The sequence below is a fragment of the Bacillus sp. FSL R9-9492 genome (assembly GCF_038007365.1).
Classification (GTDB): domain Bacteria; phylum Bacillota; class Bacilli; order Bacillales; family Bacillaceae_G; genus Bacillus_A; species Bacillus_A mycoides.
Genome location: NZ_JBBOXC010000001.1, coordinates 2315506 through 2338101, shown reverse-complemented (window position 1 = coordinate 2338101; position 22596 = coordinate 2315506). Strand labels below are relative to the sequence as shown.

General features: G+C 34.2%; 27 protein-coding genes and 1 pseudogene. 8 read left to right on the top strand and 20 right to left on the bottom strand.

Features of this window, described 5'->3' with window-relative positions; translation table 11 throughout:
• The first annotated feature begins 554 nt into the window (after nucleotides 1–554).
• Nucleotides 555–749: a hypothetical protein gene (locus MKY70_RS11835; RefSeq protein ID WP_002085768.1), complete on the top strand. Its 195-nt coding sequence runs from the start codon at nucleotides 555–557 to the stop codon at nucleotides 747–749.
• A 350-nt stretch (nucleotides 750–1099) separates the two neighbouring features.
• Here MKY70_RS11835 and MKY70_RS11830 read toward each other — a convergent pair whose 3' ends face one another.
• On the bottom strand, nucleotides 1100–1603 hold the full coding sequence (locus tag MKY70_RS11830; RefSeq protein WP_002141670.1) for a MepB family protein: 504 nt from the start codon (nucleotides 1601–1603) through the stop codon (nucleotides 1100–1102).
• Between the two features lie 220 nt (nucleotides 1604–1823).
• On the opposite strand from MKY70_RS11830, the gene MKY70_RS11825 reads away from it, so the two are divergent.
• The gene (locus MKY70_RS11825) at nucleotides 1824–2036 is read left to right on the top strand and encodes a hypothetical protein (RefSeq protein WP_002031831.1); all 213 of its coding nucleotides are present in this window, start codon (nucleotides 1824–1826) and stop codon (nucleotides 2034–2036) included.
• A 92-nt stretch (nucleotides 2037–2128) separates the two neighbouring features.
• Here the strand turns inward: MKY70_RS11825 and MKY70_RS11820 are convergent, their stop codons facing one another.
• The 4 genes and pseudogenes from MKY70_RS11820 to MKY70_RS11805 form a co-directional block, all read right to left on the bottom strand.
• Entirely contained in the window at nucleotides 2129–2686 is a 558-nt protein-coding gene (locus MKY70_RS11820) for a C1q-like domain-containing protein (protein ID WP_002031830.1), read from the bottom strand.
• Between the two features lie 137 nt (nucleotides 2687–2823).
• Nucleotides 2824–3399 (bottom strand): C1q-like domain-containing protein, encoded by a 576-nt coding sequence (locus MKY70_RS11815; RefSeq protein ID WP_002012631.1) that lies wholly within the window; start codon nucleotides 3397–3399, stop codon nucleotides 2824–2826.
• Between the two features lie 785 nt (nucleotides 3400–4184).
• Nucleotides 4185–4370 (bottom strand): annotated as a pseudogene (locus tag MKY70_RS11810) (hypothetical protein); the annotation flags it as partial.
• Nucleotides 4371–4886: 516 nt separating this feature from the next.
• Nucleotides 4887–5108 (bottom strand): hypothetical protein, encoded by a 222-nt coding sequence (locus MKY70_RS11805; protein WP_002189525.1) that lies wholly within the window; start codon nucleotides 5106–5108, stop codon nucleotides 4887–4889.
• A 76-nt stretch (nucleotides 5109–5184) separates the two neighbouring features.
• Between MKY70_RS11805 and MKY70_RS11800 the strand changes: the two genes are divergently transcribed.
• The 4 genes from MKY70_RS11800 (at nucleotide 5185) to MKY70_RS11785 (ending at nucleotide 8461) form a co-directional block, all read left to right on the top strand.
• The gene (locus tag MKY70_RS11800; protein WP_002012636.1) at nucleotides 5185–5793 is read left to right on the top strand and encodes a hypothetical protein; all 609 of its coding nucleotides are present in this window, start codon (nucleotides 5185–5187) and stop codon (nucleotides 5791–5793) included.
• A 282-nt stretch (nucleotides 5794–6075) separates the two neighbouring features.
• A complete protein-coding gene (locus MKY70_RS11795; protein WP_254904972.1) occupies nucleotides 6076–6633 on the top strand; it encodes a site-specific integrase in 558 nt (185 codons plus the stop codon).
• 57 nt (nucleotides 6634–6690) lie between these two features.
• Complete coding sequence (locus MKY70_RS11790; RefSeq protein WP_000658777.1) at nucleotides 6691–7005, top strand: thioredoxin family protein; 315 nt, start codon at nucleotides 6691–6693, stop codon at nucleotides 7003–7005.
• A gap of 574 nt (nucleotides 7006–7579) precedes the next feature.
• Nucleotides 7580–8461, top strand: coding sequence for a cation diffusion facilitator family transporter (locus MKY70_RS11785; protein WP_140152379.1), 882 nt, complete (start codon nucleotides 7580–7582; stop codon nucleotides 8459–8461).
• On the opposite strand, the gene MKY70_RS11780 is transcribed toward MKY70_RS11785, so the two are convergent.
• The 5 genes from MKY70_RS11780 to MKY70_RS11760 all read right to left on the bottom strand — a co-directional run bounded on the left by MKY70_RS11780 (nucleotide 8451) and on the right by MKY70_RS11760 (nucleotide 11194).
• Nucleotides 8451–9086: a phosphatase PAP2 family protein gene (locus tag MKY70_RS11780; RefSeq protein ID WP_140152378.1), complete on the bottom strand. Its 636-nt coding sequence runs from the start codon at nucleotides 9084–9086 to the stop codon at nucleotides 8451–8453. The two genes, MKY70_RS11785 and MKY70_RS11780, sit on opposite strands and share 11 nt — an antisense overlap.
• A gap of 77 nt (nucleotides 9087–9163) precedes the next feature.
• Entirely contained in the window at nucleotides 9164–9919 is a 756-nt protein-coding gene (locus MKY70_RS11775) for a sporulation protein (protein ID WP_088032872.1), read from the bottom strand.
• Nucleotides 9901–10722, bottom strand: coding sequence for a serine/threonine protein kinase (locus tag MKY70_RS11770; protein ID WP_088032870.1), 822 nt, complete (start codon nucleotides 10720–10722; stop codon nucleotides 9901–9903). Before MKY70_RS11770 ends, MKY70_RS11775 begins: the two co-directional genes overlap by 19 nt.
• Nucleotides 10722–10904: a hypothetical protein gene (locus MKY70_RS11765; protein ID WP_000473368.1), complete on the bottom strand. Its 183-nt coding sequence runs from the start codon at nucleotides 10902–10904 to the stop codon at nucleotides 10722–10724. Before MKY70_RS11765 ends, MKY70_RS11770 begins: the two co-directional genes overlap by 1 nt.
• Nucleotides 10905–11014: 110 nt before the next feature.
• Entirely contained in the window at nucleotides 11015–11194 is a 180-nt protein-coding gene (locus MKY70_RS11760) for a YozD family protein (protein WP_002012644.1), read from the bottom strand.
• Between the two features lie 149 nt (nucleotides 11195–11343).
• Between MKY70_RS11760 and MKY70_RS11755 the strand changes: the two genes are divergently transcribed.
• Complete coding sequence (locus tag MKY70_RS11755) at nucleotides 11344–11499, top strand: DUF3930 family protein (protein WP_002018281.1); 156 nt, start codon at nucleotides 11344–11346, stop codon at nucleotides 11497–11499.
• A gap of 4 nt (nucleotides 11500–11503) precedes the next feature.
• On the opposite strand, the gene MKY70_RS11750 is transcribed toward MKY70_RS11755, so the two are convergent.
• From MKY70_RS11750 to MKY70_RS11705, 10 genes are all read right to left on the bottom strand, one after another.
• Nucleotides 11504–12166 (bottom strand): hypothetical protein, encoded by a 663-nt coding sequence (locus MKY70_RS11750; RefSeq protein ID WP_044441863.1) that lies wholly within the window; start codon nucleotides 12164–12166, stop codon nucleotides 11504–11506.
• Nucleotides 12167–12439: 273 nt separating this feature from the next.
• Complete coding sequence (locus tag MKY70_RS11745; RefSeq protein ID WP_002085796.1) at nucleotides 12440–12655, bottom strand: YozE family protein; 216 nt, start codon at nucleotides 12653–12655, stop codon at nucleotides 12440–12442.
• A gap of 72 nt (nucleotides 12656–12727) precedes the next feature.
• Nucleotides 12728–13000: a YokU family protein gene (locus MKY70_RS11740; protein ID WP_002085797.1), complete on the bottom strand. Its 273-nt coding sequence runs from the start codon at nucleotides 12998–13000 to the stop codon at nucleotides 12728–12730.
• Nucleotides 12997–14415 (bottom strand): lysine 2,3-aminomutase, encoded by a 1419-nt coding sequence (gene ablA / locus MKY70_RS11735; protein WP_002012651.1) that lies wholly within the window; start codon nucleotides 14413–14415, stop codon nucleotides 12997–12999. The genes MKY70_RS11740 and ablA overlap by 4 nt, the downstream gene beginning before the upstream one ends.
• Nucleotides 14416–14625: 210 nt before the next feature.
• The gene (gene rocR / locus MKY70_RS11730; RefSeq protein WP_002012652.1) at nucleotides 14626–16011 is read right to left on the bottom strand and encodes an arginine utilization transcriptional regulator RocR; all 1386 of its coding nucleotides are present in this window, start codon (nucleotides 16009–16011) and stop codon (nucleotides 14626–14628) included.
• A 178-nt stretch (nucleotides 16012–16189) separates the two neighbouring features.
• Entirely contained in the window at nucleotides 16190–17089 is a 900-nt protein-coding gene (ablB, locus tag MKY70_RS11725; RefSeq protein WP_002085802.1) for a putative beta-lysine N-acetyltransferase, read from the bottom strand.
• Nucleotides 17086–18354, bottom strand: a complete 1269-nt coding sequence (locus tag MKY70_RS11720) for a peptidase (RefSeq protein ID WP_088032869.1) — start codon at nucleotides 18352–18354, stop codon at nucleotides 17086–17088. The genes ablB and MKY70_RS11720 overlap by 4 nt, the downstream gene beginning before the upstream one ends.
• 15 nt (nucleotides 18355–18369) lie before the next feature.
• Complete coding sequence (locus MKY70_RS11715) at nucleotides 18370–19032, bottom strand: CoA transferase subunit B (protein WP_002127246.1); 663 nt, start codon at nucleotides 19030–19032, stop codon at nucleotides 18370–18372.
• On the bottom strand, nucleotides 19017–19715 hold the full coding sequence (gene atoD / locus MKY70_RS11710; protein ID WP_341074511.1) for an acetate CoA-transferase subunit alpha: 699 nt from the start codon (nucleotides 19713–19715) through the stop codon (nucleotides 19017–19019). The genes MKY70_RS11715 and atoD overlap by 16 nt, the downstream gene beginning before the upstream one ends.
• A complete protein-coding gene (locus tag MKY70_RS11705) occupies nucleotides 19712–21022 on the bottom strand; it encodes an aspartate aminotransferase family protein (RefSeq protein ID WP_033708325.1) in 1311 nt (436 codons plus the stop codon). Before MKY70_RS11705 ends, atoD begins: the two co-directional genes overlap by 4 nt.
• 801 nt (nucleotides 21023–21823) lie before the next feature.
• Here MKY70_RS11705 and MKY70_RS11700 point away from each other — a divergent pair.
• On the top strand, nucleotides 21824–22573 hold the full coding sequence (locus MKY70_RS11700) for a DUF4397 domain-containing protein (protein WP_002012659.1): 750 nt from the start codon (nucleotides 21824–21826) through the stop codon (nucleotides 22571–22573).
• Nucleotides 22574–22596: the final 23 nt, after the last annotated feature.

Sequence of the window (22596 nt, the reverse complement as noted above, 5' to 3'; positions counted from 1 at the left end):
CTTTTTATTATCTTATTCAAAGCTTGTTTTATTGCTAGACCCATACGCCTAATAGCAAGCTTCTATAAGACAAATAAATATATTTTCATCATTTTTTAAAACTAAATAATTTCTTTTTATCCATAATAAATAAGTCCTTCTTTTTTTTCATTTGTAAACGATAAACTTGCGTTTATTTCATACTAAATATTGGGATAAAACTATAAATAATGTACATACTACATATAAGCAATTTTTGCTTATACTCATGAATGACCTCCAAGATTTTTCAATCTCCCTGTAAAAAGGCAGCTAAAAAAAGCTGCCTTTTTACAATTTATTATATAGAGACAAGTTAATTAACGCTTATTCCCTCATATTAGTCTGTTTTTAAGCTTTTTATAAACATGATATATATTTTTTCACAACACTATTTTGATACGTAATAGAAATTACATCAACTCATACAGTATATGTAATAATCAACTACAATAAAAATTACATATTATATTAATATGTCTTCCTAATTAAAAGGAAATAAACATATAACCTCTGTTATGTAAGGAGTTTATTTAATGAAAAAAATCCCTATCGTATTCAAAGTTCCCCCGAATTCAAAGCTAAAAGTTACATTCTATGGTCCTTGTAACGAAGTAATTACAAATGTATCTTTAATTAATCAACTACTCACCCCTACCTGCCAAACTGTATCTCAATATCCAGACTTCAAGAAATATATAACTGAAGTCCGATCATTATCAAATTGTTAATCGTATAATTTTATGATTTATCATTTCGAACAGTACGATAACAAAATAATAAAAAGAGCCGCATCTTTCAAAAGAAACGGCTCTTTTTCATTTCACAAAACATGACTTCATTAAAAAACTAAAATAACTCATTAATTGATATTCTGTTGATATTTTATTGATATTTTACACATATTAATGAAATGCGCATATATTATCGTATGGAGATTCTCCACTCATAAAACCTATCTTTTTTTGAGCATACTTTATTTGTATGCTCCTTTTTTATTCTTTACTTAACGGCTTACCCTGTTAATATTTCCAAATATCATTTGAACGAACATTGAATATTTCAATTTTTTTATTATGTGCTATGAATATAAGTTTAATAATTTATCTGTAGCTACATTTTCAGTATCACTTAAATCGACAAAATAATGAAGTTGCCACAATTGACTCTTCTTAGCTTGATTACTAATAGGTTTATCCCAAATAGGATAAACCCTCATAGCCATTTTCCCTTTTTGATTTTGAGTTTTTAATATTTTTTCTTTTAGAAGAATCTCTTTTGGAAAAATAAATTGTCCTAGGTTATTATCCGCTATACAAGTGATAACTAAAAGGTTAGGAGCTGAATCATAAGAAAATGCCTGATTGCTCATAGAGGCATTCTTCTCCCAAAAAGATACAAATTGTCCAATCTTATTAGGCGTAATTTTTGATACCCTAAATCGGATGCTTCTATTATTTAGCTGGAATACCCCTCCTGCATATTCTGAATTTTGCTTTTCTTCTTTTCGTTTAGTAATTAATAGATTATTAGGTTTGTAAATCATTTCATCTAGTTTTTCAATTATATTACTAAAATTTGTCATGTAAACGCACCTTTTTTATTTTCCAGTATACCAAGAACGTTCGTTCTTGTATATTAAACTTAAACAAATGTTGGCTCTGAATAGTCTTTCAAAGATTATTTTATCTACTCCATCCATAACTTCAAATTTACTTTTATAGTATTTATTACATTACTCTTCCAATTCCTTATATTCTTCATTATTTCATTAATATATTAATAAAAACCGAGGTACATATTACATGAATCCATCCAAAATTGACTTCGGCTCCATAGAGCAACCTTTATTCCTATTAATTTTATATCTTATCGCAATTCTTTTAACACTCGGCATTACATTTAGTATATGTCATTCCCTTTTACTAAATTTAAATGCACCGAGATGGGTAGCAAAACTGTTAGCTATCATATTAACTCTAGGTGTTGCTTATCAAGTGTTTATGAACTTATTTTAATATATTACAAATTTAACACCTTTAACTAAAAGGCCCTACCATAAGGTAGAGCCTTTTTCAAAAAAATAATCCATAAATCACAAACATGTCTTTTATTTTATTGGAGATGGGAATCTTGCAGCTTCAAAATGCGTACTAATAAATCCTGGATCATTTTGTATAATCAGTCCATCTACATCACTCTCAGCAAAAATTTCAACTACATCTCCTGCATGTAATTGAAGTATTGTTGAAACAGCTACGACATTTGCAAAATTGGGTGGACCAAAAAAGTCATTATCTATCGCTATAGCTGGATTATCATTTACCCGAATTTCTACACGCGCTCTATAATTCGTATTACTATCATTAGGTGCAAAGCTGATTGTACCAATAATAGAATAAACCCCTCTAGTCTTCGGAATAAAATCTGATGTTACTGGATTATATTCATTCGCTAAATCAAACTGTTCATTTTGGAATAATACTTTAACAAAAGTATTTGCAGTGACATTTTGATTTACTGTACTAACCGCTCTAAAAGCAGATGCCCTTACAAGTTTATCTTTCTCATTATCACAACACTTATCGTAATAATCTGTACTCTTCTTACAACAAGTATGCTTTGTCTTTTTATAGCCATTGCAATGCTTACAATAATAATAAGACATATTTATATCCCCTTTCTAAATCTATTGTTGTATACTATGCAAAATAAATTTAAAAAGTTTGGACGAGCTATTGCTATTATGAAATTAAAAAACTCCACCGAAAAGCAGAGTTAATAAATTTTTTTCCTTTTTAATATTTATACAATTGGAGATGGGAATCTTGCAGCCTCAAAATGAGAACCGTCTTCTGTACTACTAATAACCCCATCTATACTACTTTGTGCAAAAATCTCGACAATATCACCTGCATGTAATTGAAGTATTGTTGAAACACTTACGACATTACCGAAATTTATCGGACCAAAAAAGTCGTTATCTATAGCAATTGCCGCATTTCCATTCACTCGAACTTCTACACGCGCTCTATAATTTAAATTTGTATCGTTCGGAAAGAAACCAATCGTCCCAATTACGGAATAAACTCCTCTAGTCTTCGGAGTAAAATCTGATGTTGCTGGGTTATATTCGTTCGCTAAATCAAATTGTTCATTTTGAAATAATACTTTAACAAAAGTATTAGCTGGAAGGTTTTGATTAACTGTATTTACAGCTCTAAAAGCAGATGCTCTTACAAGGTTATTCTCCTTATGATCGCAAGAACAGTCATCACATCTTTTACCGCACTTATTATAATAATCACTTCTTTTTTTACAGCAATCATGATTTTTCTTTTGGTAACTCTCACAATTCTTACAGTAGTAATAACAAGACATATATAGTGCTCCTTTCTAATCTACTACTGCATAATATGTATGCTAGACTTGAAAAGTTTGGACAGGTTATTGCGATTACAAAAATAAAAATGCTCCACCATAAGGCAGAGCGAAGAGAAAGTATAACTTTTAAAAACAAAGCACTCATGTAATATTCTGGTTAAATCAGTAATACAAATTATCTAGTTTCATCAACTCGGATTTTCAGAAAAAACTCCTCTGTACGATTTTATTATTATTGAATAGATTATATTGTTAAGTGAGATATGCAATATTTCATATTTTATTATTTCAATATTCCTTTATTATCGTTGAGTTGTAAACATTCTCTTTAAAACACTTTAAAATCAACACTTACTCTATAACAAATACTTTTTCATCCTTTAGAATTACCTGTAAGCATTATATTAAAATATTATTATTGTAAATTATTGACCTGTACAAACGTATAATTTTTTTGTATTCTATGGACAAGGAGTAAGGTAAGAGTTACTCTTTGCCTTTTTTCATAAACTAAATCGGTAAGATCCCCTAACTAGTAAGCTTTCTTTACCTAAACATCATGCATTTCTTTTTGCATACACCGCTACTCTTCTTCGACTGTTTCGTTTACAATCATCAGACACTATTTAACAGTACATAGTTCATTTATCCAGCACTTTCAAAACAGCTTGTACACCGTTAAAATACTTCATGCACTACAAATAAATTATCCGTTCTTGTACAGGATGAGTATAAATTTTGGAATGTCCTGATATTAAATTACTTACAAGGTTTCATACCACTTATACTTTTGGAGACGGGAATCTTGCAGCTTCAAAATGCGTACTATCTTCTACATTACTAATAACTCCAGCTACGCTACTTTGTGCAAAAATCTCGACTAAATCCCCTGCACTCAATTGAATTATGGATGAAACAGCTACAACATTAGCAAAGTTTATTGGACCAAAAAAATCATTATCTATTTCATAGACACCATTTATCAAACACTCCATGTTTCTTCACCTCTTGAATATTTTTTAAATAAAAATACATACTATTTTCAAGCCGTCGTATCCACGGCTAGTACTTCTTTCTTTTGTTACAGTAGTAAGCAGGCAGGTTCTTCACCTATCTGCTTTCTCTGTATATTTTTTTAGATATCGAAAATACTACCTACAAGCTGTTTGAACTAGCAGCTTCACTCTTCTTGTAATGGGAAAGCAATTTATCACAATTAGCTAACTCATTCAACTCACAGGCAGACAACCAAAATTGTTGTCTGCTTTTTGTATGGAATTTTTCATTTTGCATATACTACTTTTGAGCCTGTTTACCAACGCAAGCCATTTTGGTGTTTTGAATTCCGACTAAGCTTTTATGTTGCATAGATTATTACATCTTTGACAACACTGGTTAAAAGCGCGTTTTCTGGTTATTCGTAGTTCTAGTCCAGAATAATTTTCCTCCTATAAAGGACAGCAGGTACGACTGCTCGTCCTTTTTTATTTCCCCAAATACTTTTGTAACAATTCCAACGCTTCATTAATGCTCCCATTTAAATCATCAAGTTCAGCATCTTCTGGATACTCCTGCAAAATCACTACCGCTCGACTTATGACATCTTGTAACTTTTCGATATCGATAAAAGTTGTAATAATTCCCTCTTGTTCTTGCGGATCAGCTTTGCCGTAGCCATTGTGCATGGATATCGTGTTTTCTAGCATCTAGCTCACCTCCTTAAAAAATGCAGGATTTTCCTTTCCATTATCGAATTAGTAATGTTTGAAAAGGGGGTGTAATATGGCAGAAATTAAAGTAGGACTTACACAATTTTTAGACTTCACACTGAAAAGTAGTGCAGCTAAAACGAACTTTGTAAAAAATCTAAAATCTCAACCGGAATACCAACCAGCTTTTGATTACTGGAAACAATTACGAGACACTGTTATTAAATTTCATCAAAACGAACTACCTTTTGAATGTTTCGAAACATTAGTGCAAACGGTTGATCAGAAGAAAAAGCAAAACTACATTGATGTCATAAAACAGTACAAAAAATTTATTAAAAACAAAGACGTCTCTTGGTTCGATCCAGGTAAATCACATTGGATATCAGATGATTTAATCGTCCGCTCATCACCTGAACTCGGTTTGCTCATTAATGATGAGCCGCATCTTATCAAACTGTTTTTCAAAGGAAAAAAAGAGCGAATTGATAAATACAACATCAACTCAACGCTGACATTATTAAACGAATCGACATTTTCAAATGAACATAACGATGTGAATTATACGGTTCTTAACATCCAAAAGAACAGAATGTATACGAATAACTCTATTAATAATGATCATTTAATAGCGCTTGAATCAGAAGCTAACCAGCTTTGTTATATATGGAATAAGATGTAAAGAGTACTATTCATCTCTTTCAATACCTTTTCCATGCATAATTTGGGCACAATTTTCACAGATCCTATCAGTTTAGCCCACCCTGCATTGTTCCTCACGAACAATGCAGGGTGGGCGTTTTTTCGAAAATAGTTTCTTTAACCATTTCCGCATCCTAACTCACCTCCTCCGAAAGAGTGATATAATGAGCTCTCTCCACTAAATCAGCGTTAATCCCCTGGTTTTTTAACCGATGAAGAAGATCTTCGTTTTTTAGAACATGCAAAAGAAAACCGTTATTATATCGCGTATCTTCTTGCTATTACATGTGGAATGCGTAAAGGTGAAATCTTAGGTCTACAATGGAAAGATATTGATTTTGAGAGACGAACGTTATCTGTTAATCGATCCCTCTCTCTTATTACAAAGGAATTCCATGAACCAAAAACATCTTCTGGAAAGAGATTGCTTGTTTTACCTGACATTACATTAATGGCACTTCAGGAACATCTTCAAAAAATCTCAGAGGAAAAAGAGAGATATGGTGAAGGTTATAATGACTACGATTTAGTGTGCCCAACGTATAACGGTAACCCATGTGATTTCAGAAGTTTGACACAGCTCTGGAAAAAGCTTATAAAGAAAAGTGAGGTTCCTGATATTCGGTTCCATGATCTGAGACATACTCGTGTAACAATTATGTTAAAACAAAGTATACATCCAAAGATTGTAAGTGAACGATTAGGACATAAAAGAGTAGGTATCACACTGAAGACCTATTCACATGTTGTACCAGGACTTCAGGAAACTGCGGTGGATCAATTTGCAAACGAATTTTTTGTTAGAAGTTTTCGTTTCTAGGCAAAAACATCGCCTAAATAACCCCAAATATTATAAGTGAAAAAGGAGAAACAAAACATGAAAGAAATCAAATCTGAACAAGAATTCAAAGACATCATCGCAAGCGAGGAGCCAGTAGTTGTTAAGTTCTTTACTACATGGTGCCCAGATTGCGTGCGTATGGACAACTTTATCGGAGATGTAATGGAAGAGTTCAATAAATTTGAATGGTATTCTATTAATAAAGATGAGTTCCCAAGTATTGCTGAAGAGTATCAAGTAATGGGTATTCCAAGCCTACTTGTATATCAAAATGGCGAAAAATTAGGTCACTTACATAGTGCAAATGCGAAAACGGAAGAGCAAGTTACTGAGTTTTTAGAAGCATACTAAGAAACGAAAAACCTCTGAAAAATCATCAGAGGTTTTTTTCGTTTTCAAATTGTTCTTTGCCTTTGTCTCTTTCTGGAAAGTGAATATTATAATGCTTTCTCCTCTTCTTATTGAAGAATTTTGTTATCATTTCTTATATATTACTCACATGAGGAATTACAAAGAGTCATTTTGCGAAAAATATATATGAAAAAAATTTTGAGAATCATTATTCTCGCCCTCTTTCCATTTGCCATAATCATCATTAATTGTTTAATAAAGTGAAACTTTAATCAGTGGGGTTTTTGTTCATCCCCCACTGATTATTAGTTGAACCAATCGGGCGTTTACGGGCAGTTGATCTCCCACCTAACTTCTTTGCTCCAACTGAATTTTGAGGTGGGGGTCTTACTGCCCGTTAATGCGGGATAAATTTCCACTTTTTACTTTTCAACATATTTTTCCTTAACGAAACTTTGTTATCCCCTTCTTAAAAAGCTATAAAACGTCAACAATGTTTGTATAGACCCACACGAGTTTCGTTTGATACTCTATGTATAGAAAGAAATTCCTTGTAGAAAGGCGAGTGATTAAAATGGATTCTCTTTCTCATAAAGAAGCTGATAAAGGTGCTATTGTCAGCATTATAGCCTACATATTTTTATCCTCTATGAAAATCATCATCAGTTATATTACCCTCTCTAGCGCATTACGTGCTGACGGTTTGAATAACTTAACGGATATTGGTGCTTCTTTAGCAATATTAATTGGCCTGAAAATTTCTCGTAAGCCTCGTGACCCAGATCATCCATATGGGCATTCGCGTGCAGAACAAATCGCATCACTTGTTGCTTCCTTTATTATGGCAACGGTCGGATTAGAAGTTGTTATTAGTGCAATTCAATCGTTTTTCAATCCGAAACAAGCAGCACCTAATGTACTTGCTGCATGGGTAGCTTTATTTTCTGCCGTCGTAATGTATTTCGTATATAAATATACGAAAAAGATTGCGATTCAAACAAAGAGTAAGTCGTTAGAAGCCGCTGCAAAAGATAATTTATCAGATGCACTCGTAAGTATTGGTACAGTAATAGGTATAGTCGGATCACAGTTCAAAATGCCTATTTTAGACCCTATTGCCGCTTTAATTGTCGGTCTTATTATTTGTAAAACCGCATGGGAAATTTTTGTAGAAGCTTCTCATATGCTAACAGATGGAATTGACCCTGAAAAAATGGATGAATATGCTGATGCTATCGGGCATATTTCAGGTGTAGAACATATTGTAGATATTCGTGCTCGTATGTATGGGAACCAAACGTATGTGGATATTACAATTGAAGTAGATGCTCGAATGGATGTTAGCGAAAGCCATTGTATTACTGACAATATTGAGGAAATGCTTCGAAAAAAATTCGGAATTTACCATGCTCATATTCATGTGGAGCCCATGCAAAAAGAACCTATTATGACATAGGTTCTTTTTTAATGAACGCCTGATGAAATATAATACATAAAACGAGCCAGCTACCGCCCGCTGCCCATCCGGCTAATATGTCAGATGGATAGTGCACGCCAAGATAAATTCGGCTAACTGAAATAGATAATACAACGAAGCTTGCTATAAAAATAATCAGCAACTTTTTATGCAATGAAATACGATCTTCTGTAATTGTGACGTATGCAATAAATCCTAAAAAAGCAGTAGCATTCATCGTATGACCGCTCGGAAAGCTATATCCAGTTGCTGTAACAAGCTGCGTCACATCAGGTCGTGCTCGTTCATACCATAGTTTGAGCATACTGTTCAAATAACGTGATCCGTAATAATTAATTGTTAGAAGTAATGCACTTAATATTTTTTTTCTAAGAAGAAAATACATTACAAGTATAATGAGTAACGGGAAATATATTCTTTTTGAACCGATAAAGGACACCCAAGTAAAATAGGTTGTCAAATACTCGTTTCGGAAACTTTGAATAAAGTGTGCGACTACATTATCAAATTTTTCAATACAAGCGGTATGATACGAAAGTGATAGTGCGACAAAACAAATGAGTAGTGTACAACTTAACAAGTATAAATGTCGGTATCGTTTCACATACATAACCTCACTATGCAAAAAAATGGAGCGGTTGTTTTAGTTTTCCTCTCCATTTCTTTTTTATGCATAGTTTATTAAAGAATATTATTGTTAATTTTTTGCTGCATCGTTGGAATATCTTCGTTTGTTACTGTAAAGCGAATAACCTTCTCATCAAGATCAAGCGCTTCTGCGAATAAACCAGCCAATCCACGTGATTTTCTATCTACTTCCATAATAATTTCTAATCGGTCGTGGGCACTTGGCAAAATTAATAATTCTAATTCATCTAATTTCCCATAATACTCTCCGGAGACTGGAATAAACTCAAATTCTTGCGCGAATGGAACTTGCTTACGTAATCGATACGGTAATTCTTCGCATTCTATATGACGCGCTTTAAAACCTAATTGATTTACACTATTTAATACACTGTTCAATAGTGCATTCGGCAACACTTGAATATAATCACGGTCACTTGGATCAATACTACGTTTAATATCAAGACCTGTATGAACCCAAACCGTTTTCATTCCAAGTGTTAGTGGTGCTTCAATTGGCATTAAAAACGAAAATGGAATTTCCACTTTTTCATTTGGCTCTACAGAAAATGGATCTGTTAAACGAACTCGCTCTAAATCATACGATGCAGTTACTTTTTTATCATCCACTTCTCTTACATATGACGTCGACAACGTTAAGTAAATGCTTTCAATTTCTTGGCTAACTGAACCTCCAGTTATATGAACCTTCCCTACTATCTCTTCTCCAACTATATACTCATCTTTTTCAAGAACGGTATCTACTTTTGCACTACCAATACCAACGCTTGCTAAAAACTTTTGAAACATGAAGTCTCCATCCTTTCTAAAGCGTAAGCTACATCTTTTTTCAAATCTTGTACATTTTCATAGTATGGCGCTTTCATTTGTAACATTCGCATTAGCATGTCGCGATTATATTCTTCCAGCGCTAACTCTTCATACCAAGGTTTTTCCTTTTTTTCAGTCGATTCATAACTAGCATACAATAAAAATAATACGAAATGACCGAGCGCATAAAAATCGCTACGAAAGTGAACTTCTCGCATCAAAGCTTGTTCACCTTCATAAGTTATAGCACGCTCATCACCCTCACCTTTCAATTTAGCCAATCCAAAATCAATAATACTAATCTGATTTTCTTTCATTAATATGTTTGGAATACGTAAATCTCGGTGAATGATACCTTTACTATGAAAATACGAAACAATTCCTAGTACTTCATATAAAATCCCAAAAACTTCACGTTCATCATATACTTGGCCATCTAAGAAAATACAATCTTCGAAATTTTTTCCCGGCATATACTCCATCACCAAAAAGTTCTTTTTCTCCCATATGAAATGATCATGTAGGTTAGGAATTGACGCATGATTTAATGTTTGTAAAATCACTTTCTCTTGCTCAAATGATTTTCTACCAGACTCATATCTTTGTTTACTTTGCCTTAATTGTTTTAAGACTTTATATTTATTTATTTGCAAATCATTAACGATATATGTAACCCCATAACTGCCCATTCCAATTACTGATTCAATCTTATAACGCTCTGCAACGATTGTATTTTTTCGCAGTGGTCTATCAAATAAAGCTAGTATACGACGCCATTTCATCAGCTACTTGAAAAGAAGCTACGGCTTTTACGTTTTCTTTTATAATGCTGATGCCCATAACCAGATGAACGTCGTTTATAGTCGCTACTTGAATAAGAGCGCCCTCTATGACGATAATCACTACTTGAATACGAACGATGTTTTTTCTTTCCTAATAAAGAATCAATAATTTTTTTGAACATCCCTTCACCTCTTGTATAAAATTTTCTTTTAATTATACCAACAATTCTTGTCTATATTTGTGACAAGTTTGTAAAGAGTAAAAAACGACGAGTTAAGCCCGCCGTTACTTTCAATCTTCCTCTTCATCAAAAACTTCATCAATCATGCATTTCTCTAATAAATACTCAAATGTAATATCTGCCAGGTCCTCAATTTCTTCTCTTTTTGGAACGTACCCTCTTTCAATTAGTCGCTCATAAAAAAACTCCGCAATCTCTTCCGTGTCAATTACGACTTCAATTTCCTTCATGAGCATCACTCCTTTATTTCTGTTTTATGAAAAAATCTCAAAATTATGTATATGAGATTAGAAAAATAGTTTTTCTTTTTTTATAAGTCATATCATGTAGGTAAAGGGCATACGATGTTAGTACAAGCTATCCAAAGGGGGAAATAATAATGGAATACCAATACGAAGTAGAGCAAACAAAAGAAGAGTTCATGCATGAAGATCAATGGGCAGACTCTCTTATTAAATGGCTTTTTATTTTTTTAATAATTGTAGGCATACCTTATACTGCATATGTTGTTGTTCAATTTATTCTCTCTTTCTAGTTAACTATTTTTTCTCTGTCAATTTAACTAAATAATTTTGAACAACATCCATAACAATTTTATATTCTTCATCTTTAAATGTATCGAATAATAAATGATAATCATTATAAATATCTAATAATCCATCAATAATTTCTTGGCGATTCGTCTTTACACTTACTTTTTTTGAATTGTTAATTGACTGCAATTTTCCTAAATCTAATTTATTCATACCAGCTTTATCTTGTTTCATTTTCTTCAAAATTGCATTTGCCGTTTGTGCATTAGCAAGTAATGTTAAATCTGATTCATCAGCTTCTAACCATTCACCATCAGTAATTCGTGACAATTCATATATAGTATCTTCCCATGCATCATTTTTATATCTCCATACTTCTGTACGAAAACCAACAATACGAAAAACATCTTTATCATATCCAGTTACTTGCACGAGATCACCAAACGTAAAGTTATAATTTAATTCAATCCACTCTGTGTCGCCCTTTTTCATTTCTTGCTCTGTAACATGCTGCAAAGTTTGTTCTACATAAAATCCATCGTGATTATTTACTTCGTATACGTAAACTCCATCTAAAACTTTCATATTTGTAACTTTCCCAACGGTTCCATATAGCGTAATCACGACTATGTCCCCTACGTTATATTTAGGTTGTTTTTTCCTTGCCATCAATATCTCTCCTTTTTTAAACGTCGTGATTTTGATAACAGTATATGCAACCTACATAAAAACGCTTATCACAGAAGCTTATATTCATAAATTTTTTCAATAAAAAAGTAGAATTTGTATATAACTTAAAAAAGCTAGTATTTAAACTAGCTTTCACTTTTTATTTATGTTCTAACAGCAAGACGTATTGTAAATAAAAAAGCATAATGAATACTTCACTTCTTTCAAAGTAATGTATTCATTATGCTTTCATTTTCCTAAAACTTCATATCGTTATCTCTCTTGTATATATAAATCCCATGCATCATCAAATATAGACATACTTTCTAGCATTCCACTTAACTCTAAGTATGAACTAATTACATCATAGTCTTCAGATTGCTTCGGAAAACTTAAATCATCATACATCGCCTCTGCTAAATCTGATATTTCATTTTTAAATAAAGCTGCACGGTGCTTCATCATATAATGGTAAAATGTCTTTTTCAAAAATATTCCCTACCTTTCTAACTTGGGTACATTATACAAGGCAAAAAAGAAAAAAACCAGCATAAAAGCTGGTTAAAAGTCGAAATAATTCCTTTTTAATAAACGTGGTCTTCCCATCAACTCTTCGTATGTTAGTTGTTTTGGCAAATCTTTCGTATAAATTAAAAACAACTGATCTTCAATTTCTTTTACAGTATGGTCTGCTTGATAGTCCATTCCACATGAGGAACAAGTAATACATGGTGTCTCTTGGATTTCAATGGCTTTCGTACCATCTGGTAATTCCCAATATACAGTATTCAAGCTTTCTTTCGCTTCTGTACTGTCACACCACATACAATTCATACTACGTCACCCTCATTTTTTTTGTCATCATCTAACTTTGCTATTTGTGCTTGATATTTTTTATCTTTTAATTGATCACGCTTATCACGTTTATCTTTTAAAGAAGCATGCGTTTCATTGACTTCATAATCTTTGCGGCGATTCATACGTTGTAAATCATCTGGAACAAGATTAAATTTCTTATCACTCATCAATCCTGCAACGCCGATATCAGAACGTTTTTCTTCATAAGTCGGATAAATTTCTTTAAAGTAGCCTTCTGCTCTTCCTGGGATATAGTTTTCTGGTTCTGGATACGTTGTAATAACCCCTTCAAAGTTACGAAGAACAACTTTATCCGCACTTTGTGAAATTAAATAGTTTGGCTGAAGCGCAATTTTTCCGCCTCCACCCGGTGCATCGACAACGAAAGTTGGTACTGCATAACCAGACGTATGTCCACGTAAGCCTTCAATAATTTCAAGACCTTTCGAAACTGGTGCACGGAAATGACCGATACCTTCTGATAAATCACATTGATAAATGTAATATGGACGAACACGAATTTTCACTAAATCATGCATAAGTTTTTTCATAATTGGAACGCTGTCATTAATTCCAGCTAAAATTACAGCTTGGTTTCCAATTGGAACACCTGCATTTGCAAGCATTTCACATGCTAGTTTCGATTCTTCTGTAATCTCAATAGAAGTGTTAAAATGAGTATTTAACCATACTGGATGGTATTTTTTAATTATGTTACACAGGTTTTCTGTAATACGCTGTGGGAATACAACTGGTGCTCTCGTTCCGATACGAATAATCTCAACATGCGGGATTGCTCGTAAATTCTTTAATACATATTCTAAAATTTTATCATTAATTAGAAGTCCATCACCGCCAGAAATTAAAACGTCACGTACTTGTGGTGTTTCACTAATATAAGCAATCGCATCATCTAATTGCTTTTTCGGTACGCCCATTCCAATTTGTCCACTAAAACGACGACGTGTACAGTAACGACAATACATAGAACATTGATTCGTTACTAAAAATAGTACACGGTCTGGATAACGATGAGTTAATCCTGGAACTGGTGAATCTTCATCTTCATGAAGAGGATCTTCTAAATCATATTTTGTTTTATATAACTCTTCCGAAATCGGTACTGATTGCATCCGAATCGGACAGCGTGGGTCATCAGGATTCATTAGCCAAGCATAGTACGGTGTAATGTTTAACGGGATCGTTTTCGTTGAAATTTTAACGCCTTCTTCTTCGTCAGGTGTTAAGTTAATTACTTTCTTTAAATCATCTAAAGTTTTGATCGTATTCGTTAATTGCCAAACCCAATCATTCCATTGTTCTTCTGTAACATCTTTCCATAATTCAATATCCTTCCAGTGACGATTTGGTTTGTATACATCATGTAACATTGCTATTCCCCCTTTTTATACGCTCATCCTTTATATAAGCAATAATTATGCCAACTTCATATTCTTGATAAGTAAATGCGAGAAATACCCTATTATATAAGAGAATAAATATTTTTAAGTGCTGTACTAAAACGATATTTACTATCATATTCATTACTTGTTATATATGTAAACGCTCTTTTATTGGTGCAAACACACAAAAACCGCCGGTTATTCGGCGGTTTTGTCATACTTGCTCAGTTTATATTGAAGCGTTTGACGCGGAATACCTAACATTTTTGCTGCTTGCAAAATATTCCCTTCCGTTTCAATTAACGCTTGATCTATTAATTCCTTTTCCATTTGATGAAGAGCTTCCCTAAGCGGTAATATACTTTTCTTCTTCGGAAGTTTCTCTTTCCGAAATGTTCGTGGCAAGCAATTTGCTGTTAACGAATTCCCTTCTGTAATAATGACAGCATGTTCAATCGTATGCTTTAACTCACGAACATTTCCAGGCCATTGATAAGCTTGTAATCTTTCTTTCGCTTCCTTATCAATTTGAAGTACACCTTTTTTATAACTTTTATTATATTCTTTCAAAAAGTAAGACGCTAATAACAGTACATCCTCAGTTCTTTCGCGAAGCGGCGGGATATATAATGAAAACACATTTAATCGATAGTATAAATCAGTGCGAATTTTATTTTCTCTTAAACATACTTCTGGAGGCTGATTCATTGCAGTAATAACGCGAACATCTACTTTTCTCGTCTTATTATCACCAATGCGACGAATAACTCCATCTTCTAATACACGTAGCATTTTTGCTTGTAAATCAAGCGGCATTGAATTCAGTTCATCTAAAAATAATGTCCCTCCATCTACAAGTTCAAATAATCCTGCTCGTTCGATTGCCCCTGTATAACTACCTTTTGTCGTGCCAAACAGCAAACTTTCTAATAGCGACTCTGGCAAAGCTGCACAGTTTTGTGCAATAAACGGCTTGTTTTTTCGTTTAGAAGCTTCATGAATCGCTTGCACAAATAGCTCTTTCCCCGTTCCGGTTTCACCATATATTAAAACATTCGCATCGGTTGGCGCTACTTTTTGTGCTAACTCTTTCGTCTGTTTAAAGCGGGAATCATCAGTTACAATTGTCTCGAATGCAACATGCTTTTTCACCGTTTTTTTGCTAGTCGATCGTTTTATTTTCGATTGTAGATCTACAATCGTATCAGTAAGCTTTTGAATAGTAGAATAATCTTTCGCAATTTCTACAGCACCAGCAATATTTCCATCTATTAAAATAGGTAACGTTGTATTGACCGTACAAACGTCTTCCCCATTTAAATTTTGGTAATGTTGAACTTGGTGTACGATTGGTTTTTTTGTATCTAATACTTTCATCAACGTACTTGTTTCTCTGGATAATGACGGGAATGCTTCTAATAAATGCTTTCCTAGCACATTTTCAATTTTAGATCCATCATGTTTTGCAGCAACTGTATTATAAAATATTGTAATCCCATTTTCATCTACTGCATGTATGGCCTCATCTATACTGCCCAAAATCGCTTCAATGACTTCCTGTGTCGAAACTGCTAGCAATGTCATCCCCCCTTTTGCCGAAAATCCAGCAAATTCAACGCCGAATTTCCGGCACCCTCTGTGCGATTATAAGCATGACGATTCCGTTCTATTATTTTGATGAAATGTATATATATTTTTATTGCTTATTTATGGTTAAGTGAAACTTTAATCAGTGGGGCTTTATTATTAACCCGACTCCCACTTAACTTCTTTGCTTTACAGCCGAATTTTGAGGCGGGAGTCTTACTGCTTTCGAATAGCTTGATAAATCTTTCACCCATATATTCATATCTTCCAACTTATCAAAAATGTAGCAATTATTCGCAAGCCTTCCCGTATATGTATAGCCTAATTGATGAAAGGCTGCATTCATACCGAAAGATAGCGAGCGAGCAATTGTATAAGAACAAAAAATAGATTTTTCTTGGAGCTCTTCCTCCAATTTAATTAACAGACTTTTCATGAAACCATGTTTTCGATATTCAGGTAATGTAGCACAATTCGTTAATTCTGCATTACCTTCTTTCACGTTCATTTCAGCAGATGCTGTACTAATAATTTTCCCCTCGAATTCATAAACATAGTAAATTGTATCGTCTTCCTTCATCGTCTGCTTTACATAATTCCCATCATTTAAAGGTGTCGGATAAACTTCAAATACTTTTCCAAAGACAATTGCTAATTCTTCCGCATCCTCTTCTGTCGCTTTTCTTAACACAAATTCCTCTGGGACTATTTTTTCTTTCACTTCTTTTTCTTTTACACCACTTAAAATAGTATCTTCCTCAGTCCAATGAATACTATTTCGTCTTTCATCATTATGATATTTCACGAAGAAGTGCGCATCGTGCCCTTGAAAATAATGAGGTATCGTTGCTTCCAGTAAGAAACCGAAAGAGAGCCATGTTGAAACATGCTCTCCCTTTCCTTTAATAATACATTTAGTGAAAGAATGTTTCTTTGCTAATTCATCGATTGTTTGTATGATGCTTTCAACATTTCCTGTATAGTGATCAACTCTAATACGTTTATTAAAATAATCTAAAACCCCTTCTACTGTATAATGCTTTGTCTGTTCACTAAAAGATTCATAGTATTTCATTTTTTCACCTCACACCAATCTAGTAATGTACATGCAATTATTTTTGCGGCAGCAATCATTTTATCAACTTCTATATATTCGTTTGGATAGTGTGCTACTTTCGTCTCTCCTGGACCAAATACTATCGTGGGTACGTTAGCTATTTGTGTGAACAAACCTCCATCTGTTCCCCATGGCGAAGCTTCTATAATCGGCTCGTTCCCTTCGATTTCAACAAAGTTATGTTGAAGCGTTGTAATAAGTGGATGATTTTCTTCTAGTTCACCAGGAACCCATCTAGCCCCAAACCATTCTACTTCTACAGGATTTTTTACAAACCAACTATCCACATCTTTTAATTCACCAATCCAGCCCTCAAACTCTTCTTTTGCTGCCTCTATAGTCTCATTCGGCGCAATACCACATCTTCCTTCTAAAATTAATGAATCGGGAACAGAACTTGGCCAGCTTCCCCCTTCAATTTTCCCAACGTTAATTGGAATTGGAATCGGAATCCCCTTAAATAACGGATCTGTAATTCGACCATTTCTCTTCTCTTCTAATTTTCTCAAATGCTCTACAACAAACATACTTTTTTCAATTGCACTTACTCCTTCATAACGTGTACCACCGTGTGCTGCTTTTCCTTTTATATGTAGACGAAACCACATTGATCCTTGTTGTTTCGGAAAAAACTTCATATTCGTCGGCTCAGGAATAATAACGCCATCTGCCTTATATCCTCGTAAAATAGCAGCTAATGTTCCTGCCCCACCGCTCTCTTCTTCTATTACACTTTGAAAATGTATATCACCTTTTAGTTCAATACCAGATTTAATAATCGCTTCCATCGCAAGCATAAGTGAAACATTGCCGCCTTTCATATCTGTTGTTCCACGTCCATATATGCGGTTTCCTATTTTCTCTCCACTATATGGATGATGGTCCCACTGATTTACATCCCCTTCTGGCACGACATCAATATGCCCGTTTAAAATCATAGATTTCCCTTCGCCACTTCCTTTTAAAGTCGCTACAATATTCGGGCTATCTGTAAAACTTGTACGAGGTGATACGAAATAAGGGTGATCTTTCATTTCATTAAAAGCAGGCTCCCAAATATCAAGATCTAGACCTAACTCACGCAACTTTTCAATAACAATTGCTTGCGCACCACTTTCATCACCAGATACGCTCTTTTCTTGAATTAATCGTGTTAAAAATTTTACACTCTCTTCTTCATGACCCTCAATATAATCACAAACTTGTTTTTTTAATTGCTCCATATATTACAACTCCCCTCATTCAATTACTAGTAAATTTGAGCTTATATGAAAATCAGCTGTCGTATGTCGTTTTACATCTTCTACAGTATATGGACTCATTAATTCTTGTAAGACAAGTCCTCTTTGGGTCACTTCCATGACAGCCATGTCTGTAATAATTAAATCTACACATTTTTTCGAAGTTAATGGCAATGTACATTCCGAAACAATCTTTGCATTTCCGTATTTATCAACATGATTCATCACAACAACGACCCGCTTCGCTTTTTGCGCTAAATCCATCGCTCCTCCAATACCTGGAACGCGTTTTCCTGGTACAATCCAGTTCGCTAAATCACCATTTTCACTTACTTGTAACGAACCAAGTATCGTAACATCAAGTAATCCTTTTCGAATCATGCCAAACGCCATGCAACTATCAAAATAACTTGCTCCTGTAATAAGAGATGTTGGTAAACCAGCTGCGTTACATAAATTCTCATCTTCATTCCCTTTACTTGGCGTTGGTCCCATACCAACAATACCGTTTTCCGCATGAAACATAACATTCATATCTTCTGGCAAATGATTCGGTACAAGCGATGGAATTCCAATACCTAAATTTACAAGCATACCATTCTGAATTTCTTTCGCTGCACGTCTTGCAATCTTATCTCTTACTTCTACGCCCATACCCATTTCCAATTCACTCCTTCCGATGGCACGATATAATTTACAAATACACCTGGGACGACAATTTCTTCTGGATCTAAACTTCCAAGTGGAACAATTTCTTCTGCTTCTACAATCGTTATGTCACCAGCCATAGCTACGTGTGGATTCATATTACGAGCACTTTTATCAAATACAAGATTGCCAAACGGATCCGCTTTTTTCGCATATACAATTGCGACTTCAGCCGTTAAAGCTGTTTCAACTAAATATGTCTTTCCATTCATTTCAACTGTACGCTTTCCTTCTTCTACAATCGTATCAACACCAACGTCAACTAAAATACCACCAAGCCCTACACCACCAGCGCGAATACGCTCTGCGAGTGTTCCTTGCGGAGAGAATTCAATTTGCAATCTTCCTTCATTTAATTGTCTTCCCGTATTTGGATTTGACCCAATATGAGAAGTAACTAAAGATTTAACCCTTTCATTCGTAACAAGACGACCCATTCCTACATCAGGAAATCCAGTATCATTTCCTATTAAATTTAAATTTGTAATGCCTTTATCTAAAACAGCTTGAATTAAAGATGGAGGGGATCCGATTCCTCCAAATCCCCCAAACATTAATGTCATATCATCATGGAACAAAGAAATTACTTCCTCTATTTCTTTTAATTTACCGAATGTATTTGTAATAGTTGTCATGCGATACTATGCCCTCCTTTTTGCATCATCTCTTCCACGCTCTTTACAAAAATTGAAAGTAATTCATCTAACTCGGAATATGTAGTTGTCATTGGTGGTGCAACAAGCAGTGCACTATCCTCTTTTCCTGCTTGCCCTGAAACAGCTTGGTATAAGAGCAGTCCATTTTTAGCAGCAACTGAAATAAGCTCCGACGCTTTTGTAAACGGTTGCAATTCTATTCCAATTAGCAATCCTTTTCCACGCACATCGGCAATGATTGTCGATTGTTGCTGAACTTTCTGCAAACCTTTTAATAAATACTCTCCCTTTTCTGCTGTTTTTTCAGGTAAATTATGTTTCTCCATATATTCAATAACAGCTAAAGCCGTTGCTGCAGACAATGGATTTGCACTAAGCGTATGCCCGCTCATTACAGAACGTGATCCACGTAAAATTGGCTCCATAACACGGTCACTTACAACTGTTGCTGCCATTGGTGTATAACCTGCTCCTAGCCCCTTACCAAGGGTCATAATATCCGGTTCTACACCCCAGTGCTCCATCGCAAACCATGCACCAGTACGACCAAGTCCAGTCATTACTTCATCCGCAATAAATAATATATCGTAATGACTACAAATATCTTTAATTACTTTATAGTATTCTTTCGGTGGGACAACCGCTCCTCCAGCAGCTCCGATAATCGGTTCAGCAATAAAAGCTGCAATATGTTCTGCACCAATTCGATCAATCGCTCTTTCTAGTTCAGTCGCACAAGAAAGTTGACATGTTGGATATACCTTTTGTACAGGACATCTAAAACAGTATGGAGCTGGAATAGTCGGATAATCTTCCAAAATAGAAACGAAACGTTGTCTGCGCAGTGGATGCCCAGACATAGATAAAGCTCCCATTGTAATCCCGTGATAGCTCATCCACCGTGACAAAATTTTATGTTTCCCTTGAATGCCACGCTCCTGAAAATGCTGAATTGCGATTTTCATAGCTGTTTCATTTGCTTCCGTACCACTATTCACAAAAAAGCTCCAGTTCAAATCTCCTACACATAAATCACTTAACTTCTTCGCTAATTTTTCAGCTGGTTCACTCGTAAACTGTGATCTATAAACGAAAGCGATCTCCTCTGCCTGTTTTTTTATAACTTCTGCTATCTCTGCTACGCCATGTCCAATACCTGCCGTAATCGCTCCAGACGAACCATCAAAATATTTATTTCCGTTTTGATCATACAAATACACACCTTTTCCATGTGAAATCATCGGATACGGCTGACCAACAAGTGGTTTAATTAAGTAATCGCGCATAGCGCTCCCCCATTTCTCCAATTTGTATATGTATATGAAGAAAATTGACGTTTCTTTCATAAAAAAGAATCCTCTGCAAAAGCAGTGAATTTATCAAAAAACTATTATAAAATATACAAATGACTGCTAAATATTATTTTAAAAACAGAAAATTCAGAACTAAAAATGAAGACCAACCTTACCTGTACGCTTAAATACCCCTTCCTGATTTAAGATAACAGCAAATTGAATATTTTTTTAATATAATATCAACTTTCCTCAATTGCTGACATTGTGTAAACTTCGACGAAACTCCCGTTATTCTCCTTCCTATTATCCTACTTTATATTGCATATTTTCAAACAAAATTCGACATTTTACTTCGCCTCATTTATCATAACTATTTCTTAACAAATAGTACCACCTGTTTAGAACAATAAAAAAAGAACCGATTAACCACATTAATCAGTTCGGCACGACGCTCTTTTATCGGTATTACCTTATCCAACGCATCACTAAAATTAATAGAAATACTCATAATACAAATCCATAATTCGTCCCACAGCCTATAGCACCAAATCCTCCATAACTTCATTCCCAATAACTATGGGGATATCCCCATCCCAATGGTTCCACTCCTTCCATCAAAGTCAAACTACCTTTCCTTTATAATTTATGTAGGACAATTATCGATTTGTATGTGTGTTTGCCTATAAATAAAAAAATCCCCATTTAAACTTTTCCTTCTAGAAAGGCAAGTTTTTTGCATAACCTCTTTCTAGCTTCGCATATATTTGTAATGATGATAAAGGAGGAATGTTCATGACTCAATCCGAAATTGAAAAATACGGCCAAGAAGCTGCACGTTACGAACAGCTCGCTCGTTACTATCAATATAGCAATCCTAAAAGATATGTAGAACTCTATATGAAATACTATGATGCAATTACAAAACTTGTACAAGCATATGAAAAGAGAGATTCACAAGAAGCGACTTTACCGTCACATATGAGAATCTTCCACACAGCTCCCCATACACCAGCAGTTGATATTATAATAAACGGACAAAAGGTTATTAAAAATATTTCTTTTAAACAATTCAGTCCGTATTTATCATTAGTGCAAGGTAAATACCGTATTGATATTGTCCCTGTCGGAAACGAAACTCCAATATTTTCAGCATTAGTACCAATAATGGGGAATCACACTTATACCCTTGCAGCGGTCAATAGCGATAATCATCTCCAATTACAACCCATTCTTGATAATACTCATTTACCATCTGGTCAAGCAAAAATACGATTTGCACATTTTTCACCAGACACTCCAGTTGTAAATGTAAATTTAAAAGATGGGGATCATTTATTTGAAAATGTACTCTTTAAGCAAATAACAGATTTTTTACAAGTTAGCCCTGGTACAGCAGATATTGAAGTTTCACTTGCTGATACAAAAAAAGTACTATTAACCATTCCAAAATTCAACGTTGAACCAAATACAATTTACACAATTTCAATAGTTGGTTATTCAACTGAGGATCCAAAATTAGAAACCGTTATACTTACAAATTAAAACAGTCTACACCATTCGCATGG